The sequence below is a fragment of the Mesorhizobium sp. B2-8-5 genome (assembly GCF_006440675.2).
Classification (GTDB): Bacteria; Pseudomonadota; Alphaproteobacteria; order Rhizobiales; family Rhizobiaceae; genus Mesorhizobium.
In genome coordinates this window covers 1,575,148-1,595,389 of the sequence record NZ_CP083951.1, presented here as the reverse complement: position 1 = coordinate 1,595,389, position 20,242 = coordinate 1,575,148, and the positions used below count along the sequence as shown (strand labels likewise).

At 65.1% G+C, this 20,242-nt stretch carries 22 protein-coding genes and 1 riboswitch; of the genes, 8 read left to right on the top strand and 14 right to left on the bottom strand.

What is annotated here, in order from left to right; all coding sequences use genetic code 11:
• Positions 1–64: 64 nt before the first annotated feature.
• Positions 65–793 carry a YdcF family protein gene (locus FJ430_RS07765; protein ID WP_140704885.1) on the top strand — a complete coding sequence of 243 codons (729 nt, stop codon included), beginning with the start codon at positions 65–67 and terminating at the stop codon, positions 791–793.
• On the opposite strand, the gene FJ430_RS07760 is transcribed toward FJ430_RS07765, so the two are convergent.
• Positions 790–1,410, bottom strand: coding sequence for a pyridoxamine 5'-phosphate oxidase family protein (locus tag FJ430_RS07760; protein ID WP_140704883.1), 621 nt, complete (start codon positions 1,408–1,410; stop codon positions 790–792). The genes FJ430_RS07765 and FJ430_RS07760 overlap by 4 nt on opposite strands.
• 101 nt (positions 1,411–1,511) lie before the next feature.
• Here FJ430_RS07760 and FJ430_RS07755 point away from each other — a divergent pair, with 101 nt between their 5' ends.
• Complete coding sequence (locus FJ430_RS07755) at positions 1,512–2,414, top strand: LysR family transcriptional regulator (RefSeq protein WP_140704881.1); 903 nt, start codon at positions 1,512–1,514, stop codon at positions 2,412–2,414.
• 81 nt (positions 2,415–2,495) lie between these two features.
• Positions 2,496–3,290, top strand: a complete 795-nt coding sequence (locus FJ430_RS07750; protein ID WP_140704879.1) for a lysophospholipid acyltransferase family protein — start codon at positions 2,496–2,498, stop codon at positions 3,288–3,290.
• A gap of 4 nt (positions 3,291–3,294) precedes the next feature.
• Here FJ430_RS07750 and FJ430_RS07745 read toward each other — a convergent pair whose 3' ends face one another.
• The 4 genes from FJ430_RS07745 to FJ430_RS07730 form a co-directional block, all read right to left on the bottom strand.
• Entirely contained in the window at positions 3,295–3,915 is a 621-nt protein-coding gene (locus FJ430_RS07745; RefSeq protein ID WP_140704877.1) for a LysE family translocator, read from the bottom strand.
• Between the two features lie 76 nt (positions 3,916–3,991).
• Positions 3,992–4,939, bottom strand: coding sequence for an aldo/keto reductase (locus tag FJ430_RS07740; RefSeq protein WP_140658770.1), 948 nt, complete (start codon positions 4,937–4,939; stop codon positions 3,992–3,994).
• Between the two features lie 79 nt (positions 4,940–5,018).
• Positions 5,019–5,183 carry a hypothetical protein gene (locus FJ430_RS07735; RefSeq protein ID WP_181175318.1) on the bottom strand — a complete coding sequence of 55 codons (165 nt, stop codon included), beginning with the start codon at positions 5,181–5,183 and terminating at the stop codon, positions 5,019–5,021.
• Positions 5,180–5,701 (bottom strand): gamma-glutamylcyclotransferase, encoded by a 522-nt coding sequence (locus tag FJ430_RS07730; protein WP_140704875.1) that lies wholly within the window; start codon positions 5,699–5,701, stop codon positions 5,180–5,182. The genes FJ430_RS07735 and FJ430_RS07730 overlap by 4 nt, the downstream gene beginning before the upstream one ends.
• Positions 5,702–5,826: 125 nt before the next feature.
• Between FJ430_RS07730 and FJ430_RS07725 the strand changes: the two genes are divergently transcribed.
• Together FJ430_RS07725 and FJ430_RS07720 are read left to right on the top strand one after the other, a co-directional pair.
• Positions 5,827–6,825 (top strand): DUF2125 domain-containing protein, encoded by a 999-nt coding sequence (locus FJ430_RS07725; protein WP_140704873.1) that lies wholly within the window; start codon positions 5,827–5,829, stop codon positions 6,823–6,825.
• A 7-nt stretch (positions 6,826–6,832) separates the two neighbouring features.
• Positions 6,833–7,777, top strand: coding sequence for a sugar kinase (locus FJ430_RS07720; protein ID WP_140704871.1), 945 nt, complete (start codon positions 6,833–6,835; stop codon positions 7,775–7,777).
• A 120-nt stretch (positions 7,778–7,897) separates the two neighbouring features.
• Here the strand turns inward: FJ430_RS07720 and FJ430_RS07715 are convergent, their stop codons facing one another.
• From FJ430_RS07715 to FJ430_RS07675, 9 genes are all read right to left on the bottom strand, one after another.
• Complete coding sequence (locus tag FJ430_RS07715; RefSeq protein ID WP_181175316.1) at positions 7,898–8,833, bottom strand: prephenate/arogenate dehydrogenase family protein; 936 nt, start codon at positions 8,831–8,833, stop codon at positions 7,898–7,900.
• 6 nt (positions 8,834–8,839) lie between these two features.
• Entirely contained in the window at positions 8,840–9,943 is a 1,104-nt protein-coding gene (gene hisC / locus FJ430_RS07710) for a histidinol-phosphate transaminase (protein WP_140658765.1), read from the bottom strand.
• Between the two features lie 140 nt (positions 9,944–10,083).
• A complete protein-coding gene (locus FJ430_RS07705) occupies positions 10,084–10,914 on the bottom strand; it encodes a 3-methyl-2-oxobutanoate hydroxymethyltransferase (protein ID WP_140704866.1) in 831 nt (276 codons plus the stop codon).
• A gap of 2 nt (positions 10,915–10,916) precedes the next feature.
• Positions 10,917–11,378 carry a D-ribose pyranase gene (gene rbsD / locus FJ430_RS07700; RefSeq protein WP_140658763.1) on the bottom strand — a complete coding sequence of 154 codons (462 nt, stop codon included), beginning with the start codon at positions 11,376–11,378 and terminating at the stop codon, positions 10,917–10,919.
• Positions 11,375–12,325, bottom strand: a complete 951-nt coding sequence (locus FJ430_RS07695) for a ribokinase (protein WP_226892107.1) — start codon at positions 12,323–12,325, stop codon at positions 11,375–11,377. Before FJ430_RS07695 ends, rbsD begins: the two co-directional genes overlap by 4 nt.
• 13 nt (positions 12,326–12,338) lie before the next feature.
• Positions 12,339–13,856, bottom strand: coding sequence for a sugar ABC transporter ATP-binding protein (locus FJ430_RS07690; protein WP_140704862.1), 1,518 nt, complete (start codon positions 13,854–13,856; stop codon positions 12,339–12,341).
• A 59-nt stretch (positions 13,857–13,915) separates the two neighbouring features.
• Positions 13,916–14,884 carry a sugar ABC transporter substrate-binding protein gene (locus FJ430_RS07685; protein ID WP_140704860.1) on the bottom strand — a complete coding sequence of 323 codons (969 nt, stop codon included), beginning with the start codon at positions 14,882–14,884 and terminating at the stop codon, positions 13,916–13,918.
• A 153-nt stretch (positions 14,885–15,037) separates the two neighbouring features.
• Positions 15,038–16,060 carry an ABC transporter permease gene (locus FJ430_RS07680; protein WP_140704858.1) on the bottom strand — a complete coding sequence of 341 codons (1,023 nt, stop codon included), beginning with the start codon at positions 16,058–16,060 and terminating at the stop codon, positions 15,038–15,040.
• Positions 16,061–16,194: 134 nt separating this feature from the next.
• Complete coding sequence (locus FJ430_RS07675; protein WP_226892106.1) at positions 16,195–16,950, bottom strand: phytanoyl-CoA dioxygenase family protein; 756 nt, start codon at positions 16,948–16,950, stop codon at positions 16,195–16,197.
• 188 nt (positions 16,951–17,138) lie between these two features.
• Here FJ430_RS07675 and FJ430_RS07670 point away from each other — a divergent pair, with 188 nt between their 5' ends.
• The 3 genes from FJ430_RS07670 to metW all read left to right on the top strand — a co-directional run bounded on the left by FJ430_RS07670 (position 17,139) and on the right by metW (position 20,200).
• Positions 17,139–17,993: an AraC family transcriptional regulator gene (locus tag FJ430_RS07670; protein WP_140704856.1), complete on the top strand. Its 855-nt coding sequence runs from the start codon at positions 17,139–17,141 to the stop codon at positions 17,991–17,993.
• A gap of 170 nt (positions 17,994–18,163) precedes the next feature.
• Positions 18,164–18,241, top strand: a riboswitch (SAM riboswitch).
• A 95-nt stretch (positions 18,242–18,336) separates the two neighbouring features.
• Positions 18,337–19,506, top strand: coding sequence for a homoserine O-acetyltransferase MetX (gene metX, locus FJ430_RS07665; RefSeq protein ID WP_140704854.1), 1,170 nt, complete (start codon positions 18,337–18,339; stop codon positions 19,504–19,506).
• Positions 19,507–19,585: 79 nt separating this feature from the next.
• Positions 19,586–20,200, top strand: coding sequence for a methionine biosynthesis protein MetW (gene metW, locus FJ430_RS07660; RefSeq protein ID WP_140645165.1), 615 nt, complete (start codon positions 19,586–19,588; stop codon positions 20,198–20,200).
• The last annotated feature ends 42 nt before the right edge of the window (positions 20,201–20,242 follow it).

The window sequence follows — 20,242 nt, the reverse complement described above, 5'->3', positions numbered from 1 at the left end:
GTGTTACCTATCAAAGGCCGCATTTCGGAGTTAACCATGGGATGCTTTCGGGATTAACCTGGGGATGATGGAAGCGCGGGAGTCGATCGGGACAACTGGACGGATGCCGGTGGTGCATGCCCGCGCCGCTGCTTCCGCCACGTCGGGCCGTTTGAGGTTTGCCCTGCGCGTCTGCGGTTTCATCATTCTCGCCGCGCTGGTGCTTTTTGCCGGCGGCTTCGGCTGGTTCGCCGACAAGGTCAGCCATATGACCACCCCGCTCAACCCGGCCAGGGCCGACGCCATCATCGTGCTCACCGGCGGCCAGTCGCGGCTCGACGCGGCGATGGACCTGCTAGCCTCCGGCAAAGGCGAACGCCTGCTGATCAGCGGCGTCCATCCATCGGCCACCAAGCGCCAGTTGCAGGCGGCAATGGGCGGCGACAAGCAGCTCTTCTCCTGCTGCGTCGATATCGACCGCGCTGCGCTCGACACCATCGGCAATGCCGAGGAAAGCGCCAAATGGGTGGAGAACCACGCCTATGGCAGCATCATCATCGTCACCAACAATTACCACATGCCGCGCAGCCTGCTCGAAATGAGCCGGCTGCTGCATGGCGCGCGCCTCGAGCCCTATCCGGTGGTCAACACCAATCTCGGCAATGGCGGCTGGCTGACCAAGCCGGAAGCACTGCGCGTGCTGCTGACCGAATACAGCAAATATGTGCTGTCGCTGGCGCGCGGCTTCCTGCCGCTCCGCGCGGCGCCCGAGAGCGTCACGCTGGCGGAAGCATCGACTTTGGCGAAGAACTAAACCTTAGCCGCCGCATTCTCGCGCAGGCGCGCAATCTCCTGCTCCAGGCGTGCGATGCGCCGGTCGCGCTCGGCCAGCGCCGCCGCGACATCCGCCGCCTCGAAGCGCTGCGGGATGTGCTGCGGGCAATTGGCATCCCAGGCCGTGATCGTGAACAGGATCGCCTGCTCCGGCCGCGCCTTGTAATCCGGCGGCATCAGCCTCGCCGTCAGCTCCGGGTCATTTTCGACGACACCCGCCCTGCCCCAGATCTTGATGCGCTGCCTGAGCATGTAGTCGATCAGGAACAGGAAAGCCTGGTCGTTGTCCTCGAGATTGCCCTGGGTGATGAACTGCCGGTTGCCGGAAAAATCGGCAAAGCCGATCCTGTGCTCGTCGAGCACCTTGAGGAAGCCGGCAGGCCCGCCGCGATGCTGGATGTAGGGCTGACCTTCGGCGTTTGCCGTCGCCAGGAACACGCTGGTCTGCGCTTCGATGAAGGCGGCGAGGTCGGCAGTGATCGTCGCCCGCCAGCCGCCGCGCTGCTCGACGCGCGCATAGGAGTCGCGCGACCCCTTGCGGGACTGGATGGCCTTGACGGTCGGCGTGAAGGCGACGTCGCTGGTGAATTCATTCATGCTGGCGCTCCTCGGACAGGATCGCACATCAATTAGCCACTTTCGAAAATCGGATGTAGAGGGCATATTCGCAATCTATCTTTCCAGATTTCGGAAGAATAATGGATCGCCTCGACGCCATGTCGCTGTTCGTCACCACGGTTGAGGCCGGCAGCCTATCCGCTGCGGCACGCCGCGCCGGCGTGCCGCTGCCGACCGTCAGCCGCAAGCTCTCCGAACTGGAGAAGCACTTAGGGACGCGCCTGCTCAACCGCTCGACGCGGCGGCTGACGCTGACCGATCCCGGCCAGTCCTATCTCATCGCATGCCGACGCATTCTCGACGAGGTGAGCGAGGCCGAGCGCTCTGCCGCCGGCGAATACCTCAACCCAACCGGTGAGTTGGCCATCACCGCGCCGGTCGTCTTCGGCCGCTTGCATGTGCTGCCGGTAATCACCGGCTTTCTAGCCGTCTATCCGCAAGTGGATGTCCGCCTGACCTTGTCGGACCGGATCACCCAACTGGCCGAGGAGCATATCGATCTGGCGGTGCGCATCAGCGAGCTGCCGGATTCCGCCATGGTTGCAATCCGCGTCGGCTCGATCCGCCGTATCGTCTGCGCAAGCCCCGCCTATCTCGCCCTACATGGCACGCCGGAGAAACCATCTGAGCTCGCGGGCCGCAACTGCGTCACCTTCGAAGGTCTCTCCGCGCCCGCGACCTGGACTTTCGGCACGGGCAAGACGGAGATCGTGGTGCCGGTGCGCTCGCGTCTGCAGGTCAACACCGCGGAAGCAGCCCTCGATGCCGCGATTGCAGGCTTGGGCTTGACCAGGGTTCTGTCCTACCAGGCCGACGCTGCCGTGCGCGCCGGCGCGCTGCGGGTGGTGCTGGAGCCGTTCGAGCCGCCGCCCTGGCCGGTCAGCCTCGTTCATGCCGGCCAGGGCCGGCTGCCGGTGAAGCTGCGCGCCTTCCTCGATTTCGCCGCGCCGCGCCTGAAGGAGCGGCTGGCTAGGTCACTCTAGCGGCATTCATTCGACATAGTGGCGTTTCCTTTTTGCCGCCGCTTGGTGTAACCAACGCACACTTTCTCACGGGCCCCTTGCATGCTCATCATCCGCTCGCTGGCGTTCAACCTCGTCTTCTATCTCAACCTGATCGTCCAGATGGTCTTCTGGACGCCCTATTATTTCCTGTCGCCGCGCCACCGCGCCTGGTTCGTGCCGAAATTCTGGTCGCGCACCTCGATGTGGCTCTATGACAAGATCGCCGCGACGACGAGTGAGATCACGGGGGTCGAGAACCTGCCCGAAGGCTCCTTCATCCTGGCGCCGAAGCACCAGTCCTTCTGGGACGCGATCGCCTTCTTCCCCCATCTCGACGATGCCCTCTACATCCTAAAGCGCGAGCTGACCTGGATCCCCTTCTTCGGCTGGTACATCATGAAGATGCGCATGATCCCGGTCGATCGGGGCAGCCGCTCGAAGGCGCTGAAGGCGGTCGTTGCCGCCACCAGGCAGGAAATGGATCGCAATCCGCGCCAGCTCATCATCTACCCCGAAGGCACGCGCCGCCCGCCGGGTGCCGAGCCGTCCTACAAATACGGCATTGTCGAGATCTATTCGCAACTGGGCGTGCCGGTGGTGCCGGTCGCCCATGTCGCCGGCCTCTACTGGCCGCGCCGCAAGTTCCTGCGCTATCCCGGCACCATCAAGGCCCGCTTCCTGCCGCCGATCCCGCCCGGTCTCGGCAAGGACGAATTCATGCAGCGGCTGATCGGCGAGACCGAAGCCGCCTGCGACCAGATGCTCGTCGAGGCGGCGCAAGCGCCGAACCCGCCGCCCATGCCGCCGACGGCGCTGAAGCGGCTGGCGGAGCTCGGCGCGACCGCGAAGACCTGATCGGCTACCGCAACGCCGTCAGCGCAGTCGTCAGCACGAGCGTGGCGGCAAACGCCAGATTGATGATCCGCGAGGCCAGCGGATGGCGCAGGAAGCGCGCGAAAGCCGTTCCGGCAAGCAGCCACGCCACATGGATCGCGACGATCATCGCGGCGAGCACCATTAGCCTGGTGGAAAGGCCGAGCGTATCGGCCCGCGACGCTGCGCCGGCGAACACGGCGCCGATCGCCACATAGGCTTTCGGATTGGCGATGGCGAGCATGAAGCCGCCGAGAAAATCAGGTTTCGTCGCCATGCTGCCGCGCTCGGCCAATGGCGGCGCGGTCGCGATTCTGAAAGCGAGATAAAGGATGTAGGCCGCCGAGGCGGTCGCCAGCACCGGCGCCAGAACCGGCAGCGAGGTCAGCATGCCCAAAATCCCGGCCGCCACCGCCAGAAGCACGGCGATCGTGCCGAGCGCCACGCCAGACGTGTAAGCCAGGGAAGGGCGCAGGCCGAACGCCGCGCCAATGGCGGTGACGCTGATCGTCGCCGGTCCCGGACTGCCCATGACGACCGTCGCGGCCACGATAAGCGCCAGCACTTGCTGCCAGGGCTGCGCTTCGCCCAAGATGCCGTCGGCCATGCCGTACCTCCTCCTGCCGCGATGCGACAGGATTTACGAGGGATCGTCATGGCCGTCTTGGACGATCGTGCGAATGCTATGAGCTGGCGCGGTCCAGCGCCCCGATATCGTCGGCTGAAAGCTTGAGCGACGCGGCGCGGATCAGACTGTCCATCTGGGCGGGCGTCGTGGCGCTGGCGATCGGCGCGGTGACGCCCGGTCGCGCGATGATCCAGGCCAGCGCCACTTCCGCCTGCTTGGCCGAATGGCGCTCGGCCACGGCATCGAGGGCGGAAAGGATGCGCATGCCGCGCTCGTTGAGGTAGCCGGCAACGCCCTCGCCGCGCGCGCTTTTCCCGAGATCGGCCTTGCCGCGGTATTTGCCGCTCAAAAATCCTTTGGCCAGGCCGAAATAGGTGATGACGCCGATATCCTCTGCCTTGCAGAGGTCGAGCAGCGGTCCGTCGAGCGACGAGCGGTCGTACAAATTGTATTCAGGCTGCAGCACCTCGTAGCGCGGCAGGCTGCGCAGGCTGGCGACGTCGAGCGCCGCGCGCAACTGCCCGGCATCGAGATTGGAACAGCCGGCATAGCGGATCTTGCCCTTTTCGAGCAGGCGCTGATAGGCGCCGAGCGTTTCCTCGTAAGGCGTCGCCGGATCCGGCCAATGCGACAGATAGAGGTCGATGACATCGACCTGAAGCCGCTTCAGCGAAGCGTCGACCGCCTTTTCGATATAGGCGGCGGAGAGGTCCTTCTTGCCTTGCCCCATGTCGGAGCCGACCTTGGTGATGACGACGACATGATCGCGGTTGCCGCGGCTTTTCATCCAGTTGCCGATGATGGTTTCCGATTCGCCGCCCTTGTTGCCCGGAACCCAGCGCGAATAGGCATCGGCCGTATCGACGGCATTCAGGCCGGCGCCCACGAACCGGTCGAGCAGGTCGAAGGAGGTCTTCTCGTCGGCGGTCCAGCCGAAGACGTTGCCGCCCAGGACCAGCGGCGCGATGGAAAGGTCGGTGCGACCGAGACGGCGTTTCTGCAAGACTGATCTCCGTGATGCTGGAAAGGGCTTGATGCCTAGGGATGGGGTTGCCGCTAAGCTAGGCCGTGCCCGGCGGAGGTCAAAGGCATGGTTTTGCTTTTTGATCGGACCAGGGCAATTCCAGCAAAAGTGCGCAGCGGTTGGGCTCGGCGGTTTTGCCGTAGCCTTGCACCCGGAATTGCGTAAAAACAAAGAGATAGAGCCCATTGAAGGCGAAATTATTTTCGCCGGAAATGCTCTTCACGAAGGCGCGATCTGGCGGCCCACCTCCTCCAGCCAGTGATCGCGGATGCCGAGCGCCTTGAGATGCTCGAGCGTGCTCAAGACATAGTCCTCGTTCCGGCCGGACTGGCCGACGGCGCCGCGAACGACCTCTGCGGCGTGATCGGCATCGAGCCCGCCGGCATATTGCTCATGCTGCCGGTCGACGGTGTAGGCGACCGCCTCGACCGAACCGCCGCCATCCAGCCGGACATCGAGCATGCGTTCGAGATAGACGCTGGTCACCAGCTCACGTTCGCGCAGGTAGGAAAGCACCTCGTCGCGCAAATTGCCGGGAACACGGTATGCCAGGCCGATGCAGGAGCCGCCCCGGTCGAGGCCGAGCACCAGGCCCGGCCGGGTGCGTGTGCCGCGATGCACGAAGGAATAGACGCAAAGCGAGCGGCGATAGCCGTAAAGCCGGGCGCGGCGCGTCTCGACATGGGCAAATCCGGGCCGCCAGATCAGCGACCCATAGCCAAAAACCCAAAAATCGCCCATATCGCCAAGCCTGATCGCATTCGAGTGAACGACACCGCACCGCCAAGGTGCTTCTTCTGTCCCCCGCTTGTTTGCGTGAGAGTGAAAGCCCGCTCGCTGGATGAGGGGTTAACGAGAGCCGCAGCATGACGTCAAGTGACGAGCGATCGCCCAAACCTCGCCGCCGGCTGTTCTGGCTTGCCGCGTTCATCCTCGTGCTGTTCGCCATTTACAGCGGCGGCTGGTTCTATCTCGCCGACAGGCTCAAAACCGAGGCCGACCAGGCGGTGGCGAGGCTGGGCAGCAATGGGATCGCCGCCGGTTGCGCCAACCTCGCCGTCACCGGCTATCCGATGAGCTTCATGGTCTCCTGCGACAACATCGCCTATGAGGACGACGCCCGGAAGGTCGCCGCCTCCACCGGAAGCTTCAATGCCGTCGCCGGGATCACCGGACCCTTGTCGCCGGTCGCCGATCTGCGCGGGCCGCTGCGGACGATGGCGCCCGGCATGCCGCCGCTCTGGATCGACTGGGACCAGTTGCAGGCCAATGTCAAAGTGTGGTGGCCGCTGCCACGGAGCGTTTCCCTGAAGGCTGAAGGCTTGAACGGTCAGACCGATCCGCAGGACGACACAGACCCGATGCAGTTGTTCAGCGCCGGCAAAGCGGCCGGCCAGTTGCAGCCGGCCGGCCAGGACATCAACTATGTCGGCAGCTTCGGCGATCTGGAGATCAATGCGGATGCCATCGACGGACGCGTGCTGCCGGCGTTGGACGGCAGTGGTGACGTAATGCTGAAGAACGGCGTGGCGCTGATCGCCGCGCCGCCGAAAAGCCTGCGCGGCCAGTCGATCGACATCGCCAAGCTCGACCTGTCGTCGGGAACCGCGCGCATCACCGTCTCCGGGCCGGTCTCCGTCGACGCGGAAGGGCTGGTCAACGCAAGCCTGACGATCAAGCTCAAGGACCCCAAGGCGGTGGCGGCCATCCTTGGCGGTGCCATGCCGGAGCACAAAAGCGAAATCGACCAGGGCTTTGCCGCCATTGCCATGCTCGGCAAGGAACCGTCCTTGCCGCTCAAGATCGTCAAGGGCAAGGCCTCGCTGGGCTTCATCCCGCTCGGCAAGATCAAGCCGTTAGAGTAGCGCAGCGATGGCGCGGCCGGTCAGACTGCTCAGCGTCGGCGCCTTCACCCTCGACACGATCCTTCGCGTCGAGGCGCTGCCCGCGCATCAAGGCAAGTTCATCGCCAGCGACGGTGTCCAGATCGCCTCCGGCATGGCGACGAGCGCCGCCTGCGCCGCGCGGCGCCTCGGCGCCGAGGTCTCGCTATGGGCCAGCGCGGGCGACGATCCGGTCGGCGACCAGCTGATCGCCGATATTCAAGCCGAAGGCGTCGACTGCAGCCTCGTCCGCCGCATCGCCGGCGCGCGTTCGGCGCTGGCCGCGATCCTGGTGGATGCGCATGGCGAGCGCGTCATCGTCCCCTTCTACGACAAAAAGGCGCAAGCCGATCCCGAGGCGCTGCCGCTCGCCGACCTTTCCGCCTTCGACGCCGTGCTGGTGGATGTCCGCTGGCCGGGCGCCGCGGCGCTTGCTCTGAGCGCGGCCAGATCGATCGGCCGCCCGGCGATCCTGGATGCCGACACCGCGCCCGTCGAGGTGCTGGAGCGGCTGCTGCCCTTGGCCTCGCACATCGTCGCCTCGGAGCCGGCGGCGCGCATCGTCTGCGGCCACGCGCTCGACCCCGAAAGCGCCTGCGCCGACCTTGCCTCGCGCACCGATGCCTTCGTCGCGGTGACCTGCGGCGCGGCAGGCACATGGTGGCATGACCGGGCGACCGGGCGCGTGCGCCATGTCGAGGCGCCGAAGGTCAAGGCTGTCGACACGCTCGCCGCCGGCGACGTCTTCCATGGCGCCTTCGCCGTCGGCCTCGCCGAGGCCATGCCCATGGAAGAGGCCCTGCGCTTCGCCAGCGCCGCCGCCGCGCTCAAATGCCTGCGCTTCGGCGGCCGCCTCGGCGCGCCGGATCGGGCCGAGACGCTGGCCATGATGGCGGCGCACTGGCCGCCAGCCCGAGAAGGCAAAGGGAGCTGAGATTCAGGTCAGGCCGAGTCGAAAATGGTGGGTCCCGAGAACCGAAGCGGAGCGTACTTGAAGTACGTGAGCGCCGGAAGCGCAGGGAGCTGCCATTTGCAGGCCGGCCTCACCTGAACATCAGTTCCCTTTGGGATGCTCGACGGCCTGCCGACCGAAGTCCGGCACATCGATGTCTTGTCCGGCCTCGATGATCGAGCGGCGGACGGCGCGGGTGCGGGTGAAGAGATCGAAGAGCTTTTCGCCGTCGCCCCAGCGGATCGCCCGCTGCAGCGACGCCAGATCCTCCGAGAAACGCGCCAGCATCTCCAGAATGGCATCCTTGTTATGCAGGCAAACATCGCGCCACATGGTGGGATCGGAGGCTGCAAGACGCGTGAAGTCGCGAAAGCCGGAGGCGGAATATTTGATGACTTCGCTCTTGGTCACCGCTTCCAAATCGTCCGCCGTGCCGACGATGTTGTAGGCGATGATATGCGGCAGATGCGAAACGATCGCGAGCGTCATGTCGTGATGCTGCGGGTCCATCGTGTCGATGTTGGAGCCACAGCGCCGCCAGAATTCCGAAAGCTTCTCGAGCGCCGCGGGATCGGTGCCCGGCAACGGCGTGAAGATGCACCAGCGGTTCTCGAAGAGATCGGCGAAGCCGGCATCGGGTCCGGACTTTTCCGTGCCGGCCAGCGGATGTCCGGGGATGAAGTGCACGCCTTCCGGCACATGCGGCTGCATTTGCGTAATGACCGAGGCCTTGGTCGAACCGACATCGGTAAGGATGGCGCCTTTCTTCAGCGCCGGCGCGATCTCGGCCGCGACCTCGCCGGACGAGCCGACCGGCACCGAGACGATGACGAGGTCGGCGTCACGCACCGCTTCGCTGGCATCCGTCGTGTAGGAATCGCCAAGACTTAGCTCCTCGGCGCGCTTCAGCGTCGATGCGCTGCGCGTCGCGATGGCGATATGGCGCGCCAGGCCCTCGCGGCGGATGACGCGGGCGAGCGACGAGCCGATCAGGCCGATGCCGACCAGCGCTATTTTCTCGAACATCGGTGATGCCATGGTGTTCTAGCTTTTCAGGAAGGTCTTGAGCGCGTCGATGACGCCGCGATTGGCCTCTTCTGTGCCGATGCTCATGCGCAGCGCATTGGGAAAGCCGTAGCCGGTCACGCGGCGCAGGATGTAACCGCGCGCACTGAGATAATCGTCCGCCGCCGCCGCCGAATGCTTCTTGCCGTCGGGAAAATGGATCAGCACGAAATTGCCGACGCTGGGCGTGACGCGCAGGCCGAGCCCGGTCAGCTCCGCGCTGAGCCAGGCCAGCCATTTCTCGTTATGCGTCGCGCTGCGCTCGATATGGGCGCGGTCGCGGATCGCGGCGATGCCGGCCTCGATCGCGGTGGCATTGACGTTGAACGGGCCGCGGATGCGGTTGATTGCATCGACGATATGCGCCGGGCCGTACATCCAGCCGATGCGCGCGCCGCCAAGACCGAGCTTGGAGAAGGTGCGGGTCATCACCACGTTCTCGGAGCTGCCCGCCAGCTCGATGCCGGCTTCATAGTCGTTGCGCCGCACATATTCGGCATAGGCCGCGTCGAGCACCAGCAGCACATCCTTCGGCAATGCCGCGTGCAGCCGGCGCACTTCCTGGAACGGCACATAGGTGCCGGTCGGATTGTTCGGATTGGCGAGGAACACGATCCGCGTCGCCGGCGTCACCGCGGCCAAAATCGCATCGATGTCGGCGCGCTCGTCGGTTTCCTTGACCGCCACCGGCTTGGCGCCTGCCGCCTGGATGTAGATCTTGTAGACCATGAAGGCGTGCTCGGTGAACACGGCCTCGTCGCCCGGCGCGAGATAGGTCTGCGCCAGGAGCCCGAGGATCTCGTCGGAGCCGTTGGAGCAGATGATGTTTGCCGGGTTCAGCCCATGCACTTCGGCGATCGCCTCGCGCAGCCGGCGGGCGGTGCCATCGGGATAGACGTCGAGCTTCGCCGCCACTTCGCGCGCGGCCTCGATCGCCTTCGGCGAGGGCCCGAGCGGATTTTCGTTCGACGACAGCTTGTAGACTTTCGTCACGCCGGCGGGCGCGGTGCTTTTTCCCGGCACATAGGCCTCGATGTCCATGATGCCCGCGCGGGGCGTCGGACGGGGCTGATCCTGCTTCATGTCGCAAATCCATCGAGAAGGCCTTCAAGGCCGCAGCGGAAATACAGGCCACGGGCTGGAATGTCGAGTGCCGGCGCCTGGTGCATGCGGACCGCCCGCGAGGATCAGGCCTTGAAATCACACCGCGTCTCAGGAGCCAGTCATGACTTCGTCGAATCGACGAGGGCGCGGAACCCCTCCAACTCCTCTTCGGCAATGGCCGCGATCTCGGCCTTGCCGGGGTAGCTGCCGCCGTCGACCTCCTTGCGGAAGGCGGTGAGCGCGTCGATCCGGGCGTCGCGTACCTGCTGGTGCAACGCGGCCAGCTTGCCCCAGGCCCGCGCGTGGCGAGGGAGGCGGGTCGACTCACCGCAGATGTCCGACGTGAACAGGAAGATGACGTCCGGCTCGGCGCCCGAGCCGAGCGACACGGTCACCAGCGAGGTGCGGCGGTGGATTTCCGCCATCAACGCCGCCGGTATGATCTCGCACTCGACCGCGAAGGCGCCGGCATCCTCCAGTCGCCGGAACTGGTCCCAGAGTTCGACCGCCTCGGCCGCAGTCTTGCCGACCGCCCGGATGCCGCCGACCCAGGTCGATTTGCGCGGCACGAAACCGAGATGGCCCATGACCGGTATCCGTTCATTGGCCAGCATGCGGACCGTGTCGAAGCCGCGTCCGGTGATGACGGCGTCCGCGCCGGAGGTGATTGCCGAAAAAGCGGTGCGCAGGATCTCGTCGCCGGTCACCGCGTCGGCGAAGCCGAGCGCGGCCGTTACGAAGACGCGGCGCGACCCCTCGCGGACGCGGGCCACATTGGCCGCCCGGCAGACGACCATCTCGATGCCGGCCGCCTCGGCCGCGGCGGCCTCGTCCGCCGTCTCGGCGGTCACCTGGGCGACGCGCCGGCCGGCCTGCCGCAATGCGCGCAGGCCGGCCACCGTGATGCTCCGCTCGACCTCGCGGCCGCCGAAATCGAAGATCTTCGGCACGCTCAGCCCTTGAGTTTCTTGGCGTAGTAGTCGGGCGCGACAACGCCGGGCTTGGAGAACCAGGCCGGAACGTCGACACCGGAATAGAGCAGGATGTTGCCCCAGGGGTCGAAGGCGCCGGTGCGCACGATCACCTTGGCCTTGGCGGCCATCTCGCCGAGAATGGCCTCGTGCTTGACGCTTTCATGGTCGGCGTCCGGGAACAGGCGCTTCACCTTCGCGAGCAGCGGCGCGTTGTGCACGGGCAGCGTGTCGGCATAGGCGACGCGTTCGGCGATCAGGTTGGCCGCGATTGGCGTCAGCACGGTCTCGAGATCGGGAACGTCGGGCGTGATGGCGAGGTCGATGCGCCATGCGCTCGACGGAATGGGAAAACCCGCGTCGCAGACGATCATCAGGTCGCCATGCCCCATGGAGGCGATGGCATGAGCGAGTTCGGCGTTAAGCAGTCGGTTGCGGTTCACGGTTGCTCCTTCCATACGGTTTTCATGGCTTCGGCATAAAGCGCGTCGGCCTGGTCGCGCTGGGGCAGACCGGGAATGACGCCGAGCCTGGTGCAGGCGATCGCGCCGCAGGCGACGCCGAAACGCACGGCGTCGACGATGCCGCGGCCTTCGGCAAGCGCCATGGCGAAGCCCGAATTGAAGGCATCGCCCGCGCCGGTCGTGTCGGTGACCTCCACCGGCACCGCCGGCACCATGACGTCGATCTCGTCGGTCAGGATCAGCGCGCCGCTGCGGCCGAGTGTGACGACGACGTTGCGCACGCCGCGCCGCCGCAATTCCCGGGCGAGTTCGCGCGAGGACCTGGGGTCGTCGGCGGGCAGGCCGAGCAGGATGCGCAGTTCGCTTTCATTCGGGGTGAGGTAATCGACCCAGGCGAAGATCGTGTCCGGCAGCTGGCGCGCCGGAGCCGGGTTGAGGATCGTCCTTGCGCCATGCTTGCGGCCAAGCTCCATCGCCCGCGTGGCGGCGGCCGTCGGCACCTCCAGCACGGTCATGACGACATCGCTTTCGGCGATGCGCGCCTCGGCCGTGTCGACCGTGGCCGCGTCCATCAACTCGTTGGCGCCCATGTCGAGGATGATGAAGTTCTCGCCCTTGTCGTTGAGGATGATGAAGCCGACGCCGGTCGCCCGCTCCGTCCGCGTGCTCACAAGGCCGGTGTCGACGCCTTCGATTGCATAGAGATCGGTGGCGATGCTGGCGAGCTTGTCGGTGCCGAGGATGGCGAGCAGCGACGACGACGCGCCCAGACGCGCGGTTGCGACGGCCTGGTTGGACCCCTTGCCGCCCGGACCCATGTCGAAATCGGTGCCGAGCATGGTTTCGCCGAAAATGGGCAGCTTGGGCGCCCGCATGGTCAGCCCGACCGCGAAGCTGCCGACGATGGTTATCTTTGGCTTGGTCATCCGCATTCCCGTCTCACGATGTCATGGCGCATGCTAGGATCGCCGTCTCGGTGATAGCCTGGCCGGTGAGTTCGCCCGACAGGCGGCCGTCGCGCAGCACAAGCACTCGTTCGGCATTCATGATCAACTCCGGTATCTCCGAAGAGATCATGACGATCGCCATGCCTTCGCCGGCGATGCCGCGCAGGATCGAGTAGATTTCCGCCTTGGCGCCGACATCGATGCCGCGTGTCGGCTCGTGCAGCACCAGCACGCGCGGATTGGTGACGAGGCTGCGGCCGAGGATGATCTTCTGCTGGTTGCCGCCCGAAAGCGTTCCCAGTTTCTGGCCGAGATGTGAAATCCGCGCATCGAGCCGCGCGACCTGGGCGCGGGCCTCGCGTTTCACCGCGCCGCGCCGCACGAAGCCGGCTAGCGAAAAGCGCGGCAGCGAGGCGGAGACGACATTGTCGGCCACGCTCATCTGCAGAAGGCCGCCGGAACCGCGCCGGTCGGCCGGAACGAAGGACATGCCGAGGCGGATCGCGGCAAGTGGATCGGCGCCGCGCAGTTCCTTGCCGTCGATGGTGACCTTGCCGCGCCGGGCGCAGAGCCCGAAAAGCGCGTCGCCAAGTCCGTCCTTGCCGGAATCGGGAAGTCCGCCGATGCCGAGGATCTCGCCGGCGCGCACGCTGAAGCTGACGTCCTCCAGCCCCGCCGCCTCGAGCTTCTCGACTGTTAGCACGGTGTCCTCGTCTTCAAGCCTGGGTTCGACCTGAAGCGACCATTGCATGGCGGCGTCGAGGTCGCGACCGACCATGGCCCGGATGAGCTGGTCCTCCGACAGGCCCTCATTGTCCATCGTCACGATCGTGCGGCCATCGCGCATCACCGTGACGCGGTCGGCGATATCCAGCACCTCGCGCAGATGGTGCGATACGTAGATGATGGTCACGCCCTCGGCGCGGAGCTGCCTGACGACCTCGAACAGCCTTTCGCTTTCGCGTTTGGAAAGCGCCGAATTCGGCTCGTCGAGCACGAGCACGCGGGCATTCTGGCGGATGGCGCCGGCGATTTCGACCAATTGCATCTCGGCGACCGAGAGGCGGCCGACCTTGGTGTCGGGATCGAGGCCGCCCATGCCGAGCCGGGTAAGCGCATCGCGCGCCTCCCGCCGCATCATATCGCGCGGCAGCAACGAAACGGCAGAGCGCGCCGCCATGTCCGACATCATGATGTTTTCGGCCACGCTCATCGTCGGGCAGAGCGCCAGCTCCTGATAGACGACAGTGATGCCGTGGGCGCGGCTGTCGAGCGGGGAGGAAAGTTTCACGTCCCTGCCCTCGACCAGAAGCTTGCCACCATCGGGGCGCAGGTCCCCGGCCAGGATGTTCATCAGCGTCGACTTGCCGGCGCCGTTCTCGCCGATCACGGCGTGAACCTCGCCGGCCCGGAAGCCGACGGAAATACGGTCAAGCGCGAGCACACCGGGAAACCGCTTGGTTACGCCGGCGATCTCGACGATGTTTGCGAGGGAGGGGGCGGCCGTCATCGAGCTGGCTCGACGGGCCGGCGGAACCTGCGGCCCGCCGGCCCGTCACGCTGGCATTGTTACTTCTTGGCCACCTCGGCAATGTTCTCCTTGGTGTAGACGCCGACGCCGGTGTCGAGGTTCTCGATCGTCTGGCCCTTGAGGAACTGGACGAGGAGGTCGACCGCGGCGAAGCCCTGCTTTTCCGGAGCCTGGTCGATGGTGGCCTGCACGTCGCCGCTCTGCACGAGCTGCACGGTCTGGTCGAGCAGGTCGAAGCCGACCACCTTCACCTTGTCGGCCGCCTTGTTGCGCTCGACCCAGGTGCCGGCGGCGGGAGTGGAGCAACACTCCAGCGACAGGATGCCGGAGATCGAGGGGTTCGCCAGCATGGCGTTCTCGATCGCCGAATAGATCTTCTGCGGATCGGTGCCGGTGTTCAGCGTGCTGACCACCTCTAAGCCGGGCTCGGCCTTCAGCGCCTCGCGCGCGCCTTTTTCACGGTCGAGCGACCACTGGGCGGCGGCGTCGATGGTGGTGATCATCACCTTGCCCTTGCCGCCGAGGACCTTGGCCATCAGTTTGCCGGCCTCACGACCCGACTGCACGAGATCCTGCCCGGCGAAAGCCAGGCGCTTGCTTTCGGGATTGTCGGTGTTGAAGGTGACGACCGGGATACCGGCGGCGATCACCTTGTCGATCAGCGGCGCCAGCGCGTCGGTCGACACCGATGAAATCGCCAGGCCGTCCATCTTGCCCATCAGCGTCTCGATCTCGCTGATCTGGCCGTCGGCATCGGCGCCGACCGGGCCGATGAACTGCGCGCTGACCTTGTCCTCGGTTGCCGCCCGCTGCACGCCGGCCTTCATGAACGGCGCGAATTCGTTCGAGACGTCATGGTAGGAAACGTAGATGTCGAGCGGCTGGCCTGCGGCGATCTTGGCCTTGATGCGATCGGCGAGCGAGAAATCGGCAAGCTTGGCCTCGGCATGCGCGAGCGTGGGCAGCAGGCTGAGCGCCGCCGCGAGAATGACGTGTCTGATTTTCATGGATAGTCCTCCCTTTTTTGTCTGGCTTGATTGCCCTCAGAGCATGATGCCGAAAAGTGTGCAGCGGTTTTCGGACGACATCATGCTCTATCTCCCTGATTTGGAACCGGATTCAGATTTCAGGTTGATGCCGCCTGAAACCCGAATCCGGTTCTAGGCCGCGCGGCGCGTTGTCCATTTGTCGATGCCGACGGCGATGATGATGACGAGGCCGATCATCAGTTCCTGCACGAAGGGCGAGACGCCCATCAGCACAAGGCCGTTGCGCATCACGCCGATGATCAGCACGCCGAGTATGGTTCCAAGGATGGTGCCCTCGCCGCCCGACAGCGAGGCGCCGCCGACGATGGTCGCGGCGATGACGTCGAGCTCCAGCCCGAGGCCGGTGCGGCCGGCCTGCCCGCTGGGCAGGAAGGCGAGGCTGAGGATGCCGGCGAAGGCGGCGAGCAGCCCCATCAGCACGAAAGCCCAGATCTTCACGGTGTTGACGGAAATGCCCGACACGCGCGCCGCTTTGGCGCTGCCGCCCACGGCATACACCCGGAAGCCGAAGTTCAAATAGGAAAGCACCAGCCATGCCAGCACGGCGATGACGGCGAAGAACACGAGCTGCATCGGAATGACGCTGAACAGATAGCCCTGACCCATGAAGTTGAAGGTGTCGAGAACGTCGGGAAGCGCGCCGTTGCGCGCGTTGACGGTGACGGGCTGGCCGTTGGTCAGGATGAGCGCGGCGCCGCGGACGATGCTGAGCATGCCGAGCGTGGCGATGAGCGAGGGCAGGCGGCCGTAGGTGGACAGGGTACCGTTGATGACGCCGATGACGGCGCCGGCGAAGAGGCCGACCGCGAGCGCCGGCAACAACCCCCAGCCAGCGACGATCAGCATGCCGGTGGCAAGCCCCGAAAAGGCGTAGGTCGATCCGACGGACAGATCCACCTCGCCGGAGATCAGCACGAATGTCATGCCGACCGCCATGATCCCGAGCAGCGAAACCTGTCGGCCTATGTTCAAGAGGTTCAGCGACGTGAGGAAGCTGTCGGTCGCGAAGGTCAGGAACAAGCAGATCACGACCAGCGCGATGAACACGCCAGCCTCACGGACCCGCAAGAGTCGCGACAATTCAAACCGGCCTGCGGCTGCCGCGCGCGCGCCGCTCCTGACCGTATCGGCCATCCCATTCCTCCCTCGACGGCGGCGCGACGGCTGCAGCCGTCCGTCGCTGTTCTTCATCTCCCCATCGATCCGCAGCCTGGGCCCAAGCCCGGTTCGATGTCCTCAAGGCCGGGCTTCTGCCCGGTCGTGCTTGCTCAGGAAGCCTGCTGGAAAGAACCGGCAGGCACCTTGCGCAATTGTTCGTAGTTGCCGTATTCGCGCACCTTCTTGAAGGGCGCGTTCTCGACCGCGTTGTAGGAGCAGATATAGCCCCAGCGATACGTGTCCGAGCGGTTCGCGTCCGAACGGTGCAGCAGGTTGCCGTCGAAGACCAGGGCGTCGCCCGCCTCCATCTCGACATAGATGTGCTCGAAGCGCTTCAGGGCAGCTTCCAGGTGCTCATGCTCGACATTGGTCTGCTCGTTCTCGCGGATATGATTGAGGCGGCCGAGCTTGTGCGTGCCCTTGAGCACCTGAAGGCAGCCGTTTTCGCGGGTCGCCTTGTCGAGCGCGACGTAGATGCTCATCATTTCCGGTGCCAGGCAGCCGTAATTGTACCAGTAGCCGAAGTCCTGGTGCCATTCCCATGCGCCGCCTTCGTTGGGCTGCTTCATCGTCATCTTGTGGCTGTAGAGGTAGATCGGCTTGCCGACGGCGTCCTCGGCCAGATCGACCATGCGCTCGTCGCGGGCCAGCAGGCCGTATTTGTCGTCTTCGGCCTTGGTCCACATCTTCAGCAGCGTGGTCTTGCCCTCCTTGTCGCCCTTGGACATCACGCCGCCCTTGCTCTGCTCCTCCGCGAGCTGCTTGCGGGCGTGGTCGCGAAAGTTGGCGACTTCACCGGCGCCCAGCAGGCCACGGCGAATGATGTAGCCGTCGCGAGCGTAAAGCTCGGCTTCATGTCTGGTCATCGCGAGCATCGGTATTCTCCCTGGAACCCCAAAGCGTCCCGCGATGCGGCACGGGCGCCCCTGAACCTTTTTGAAGGCCTGGTTCCGATCCGTTTCCGGCCGGAAATCCCAGGCTCTTGAGGAGAATTTAGCCCCTCCGCCGCGGAACAAAATGGACAAAGGGAACGTATTTTTTGTATAAAACGCGCATGCACAAAAGAACGTCCGTAATTGAGAGTTTCCACTATGTGCCAGCCCCGGCCTGGACCCGCGCCGCGTTCAGCGTGCTGCGCGCCGGAAAAGTCGCCGCCGGACCGGATTACCGGATAGAACGCGCCGTCTATCCCGGACAGGACATCATCTACTGTCTTGCCGGCGCCGGCTATGTCGAAACGCTTGGGCAAAGGATAGACGTCGGGGCTGGTCAATTGGTCTGGATGGCGAACGAGGCTCCGCACGTCCATTCCGCCGATCCCCGGGATCCTTGGACGGTACTTTGGTTCAGGCTGGACGGCCCGGAGCCCGCCATCCTGCGGCGCAAGCTGTTCGGAGAGGGCACGCCGCGCGCCACCTTCGCCGAGGGAACAACTCCAGTCCCATGGTTCGAGCGCCTGTTTGCCGCGTTGCGCCGCCGCGACGCCAGCCTCGATCTGCGCCTTTCGCAACTGGTTGCCGAATTCCTGCTCCTGATCGATCGCGCGTTGGCGGGGCCGGATAGCGACGACCTGCCGAAACCGCTCGCTTCTGGTATCGAGGCGATGCGCGGGGCGCTCGGTTTCGCATGGACCGCGTCGGCCCTGTCGGCCGTCACCGGGCTCGGGCCGTCGCAGACCCGGCGGATGTTTCAGCGCTATCTTCGCACCAGCCCGCATCAGTGGCTGATGCGCGAGCGCTTGATGCACGCGCAGTCGCTGCTGGTGCAGGACGACCAGCCGATCGCCGAGATTGCCGAGACATGCGGCTTTTGCGACGTCTATCATTTCGGTCGCGAATTCAGGCGATCCGTTGGCATTTCGCCTTCGGCCTGGCGGCGCAGCGAATTAGGTGTTGCGTCGAAGCGCTGAACAGATTCCGTGAAGGCGCCACACGGCTTTCCGGCAAGAAACTGCGACAAGACAAGGCAGGCCATGTGTTGGCTTGGCAGGAAATGGCCTGCTTGGGTGCGGTGAACCGACTGGAGCGCCGCGAGGAGGCTACCCGTTGACGAAGCGCGGCGCTGGTCCTAGAAGAACTGCCAGACTTCCGTGGTGATTTGGCCGGTCGGCTTGCAGCCACGTTAAACAACTCGCTAAAGGGCCGTTTGCAACCTGTAACCGGCTTTGCGACGGCAATGCCGGTTTTTTGTTGTCCGCTGCCGGCCGGACACCGCGTCGGGACGAGACCGATGCGGACAGGATGAGGATGGACATGGCCGCTCAGCGCGCTGCAAGGACCAAGGACGAGGCCGACCATCCGTCGAGCCCGGTGCTGCAGTTCGGCCCCGACAAGCCGCTGAAGCTCGACGCCGGCACGCTGCTGTCGCCTTTCCAGATCGCCTACCAGACCTATGGCACGCTCAACGCCGCGCGCTCCAACGCCATCCTCGTCTGCCACGCGCTGACGGGCGACCAGCACGTGGCCAATACCAATCCGGTGACCGGCAAGCCCGGCTGGTGGGAAGTGCTGATCGGCCCAGGCAAGATCATCGACACCAACCGCTTCTTCGTCATCTGCGCAAACGTCATCGGCGGCTGTCTCGGCTCGACCGGCCCGGCCTCGACCAATCCGGCGACGGGCAAGCCTTATGGGCTCGACCTGCCCATTATCACCATCCGCGACATGGTGCGCGCGCAGGCGATGCTGGTCGATCATTTCGGCATCGAAAAGCTGTTCTGCGTGCTTGGCGGCTCGATGGGCGGCATGCAGGTGCTGGAATGGGCGGCGAGCCATTCGGAGCGTGTGTTCTGCGCCCTGCCGATCGCCAGCGGCGCCCGCCATTCCTCGCAGAACATCGCCTTCCATGAAGTCGGCCGACAGGCCGTCATGGCCGATCCGGAGTGGCATGGCGGCAAATATCTCGATTTCGGCAAGCGGCCGGAAAAGGGGCTCGCCGTCGCGCGCATGGCCGCCCACATCACCTACCTTTCGGAAGCAGCGCTCCACCGCAAATTCGGCCGCAACCTGCAAGACCGCGAGGCGCTCACCTTCGGCTTCGACGCCGATTTCCAGATCGAAAGCTATCTGCGCCACCAGGGCATGACCTTCGTCGACCGCTTCGACGCCAACTCCTACCTCTATCTGACCCGCGCGATGGACTATTTCGACCTTGCCGCCGATCATGGCGGGCGCCTCGCCGACGCCTTCGCCGGCACCAAGACGCGCTTTTGCCTGGTCTCCTTCACCAGCGACTGGCTGTTCCCGACCGAGGAGAGCCGGTCGATCGTGCATGCCTTGAACGCGGCGGGCGCTTCCGTCTCCTTCGTCGAGATCGAGACCGATCGCGGCCACGACGCCTTCCTGCTCGACGAGCCGGAGCTGTTCGCGGCCATCAACGGCTTCATCGCATCGGCAGCCCGCGCCAGGGGGCTCAGCGCATGACCCCGAGCCGAAGGTCAGCGAACGCAAAAAGTTGCGGACTTTTCGGAGCTGGATCATGCGCCATGCAGGAGGCAAGGCCATGAGCGTCAATCGCGCCCAGCGTGTCGACCTCGAGGTCGTCACCGATCTCATCCCGGCCAATTCGCGCGTCCTCGATGTCGGCTCGGGCGACGGCGTGCTTCTGGAACTCCTGCAGGAGACCAAGCAGGTCGACGGCCGCGGGCTGGAACTGTCGCAGCGTGGCGTCAATGAATGCGTGGCGCGCGGGCTATCGGTTATCCAGGGCGACGCCGACACGGATCTGAAATTCTACGCCGACAAGGGCTTCGACTTCGTCGTGCTGTCGCAGACGCTGCAGGCGACGCGCAACCCGAAGGTCGTGCTCGACGAACTGCTTCGGATCGGCAACCGCGCCATCGTCTCCTTCCCCAATTTCGGCCACTGGCGCGTGCGCTTTTCGCTGCTGATCAAGGGCAGGATGCCGGTCACCAAGGACCTGCCCTACTCCTGGTACGACACGCCCAACATCCACTTCTGCACCATCCGCGACTTCGTCAACCTGTGCGAGGAACTCGGCGCGACGGTCGAGAAAGCAACCGCGCTCGACGCCAACGGCCAGAAGATCGGCCTGTCGATGCCCTGGTGGTTCTGGAACTTCTTCGGCCAGCAGGCGGTGTTTTTGTTGAGGCGCTGACGGGTGGCTTCGCCCCGGGCTTTTTGCTAAGTCTCGCGCCGG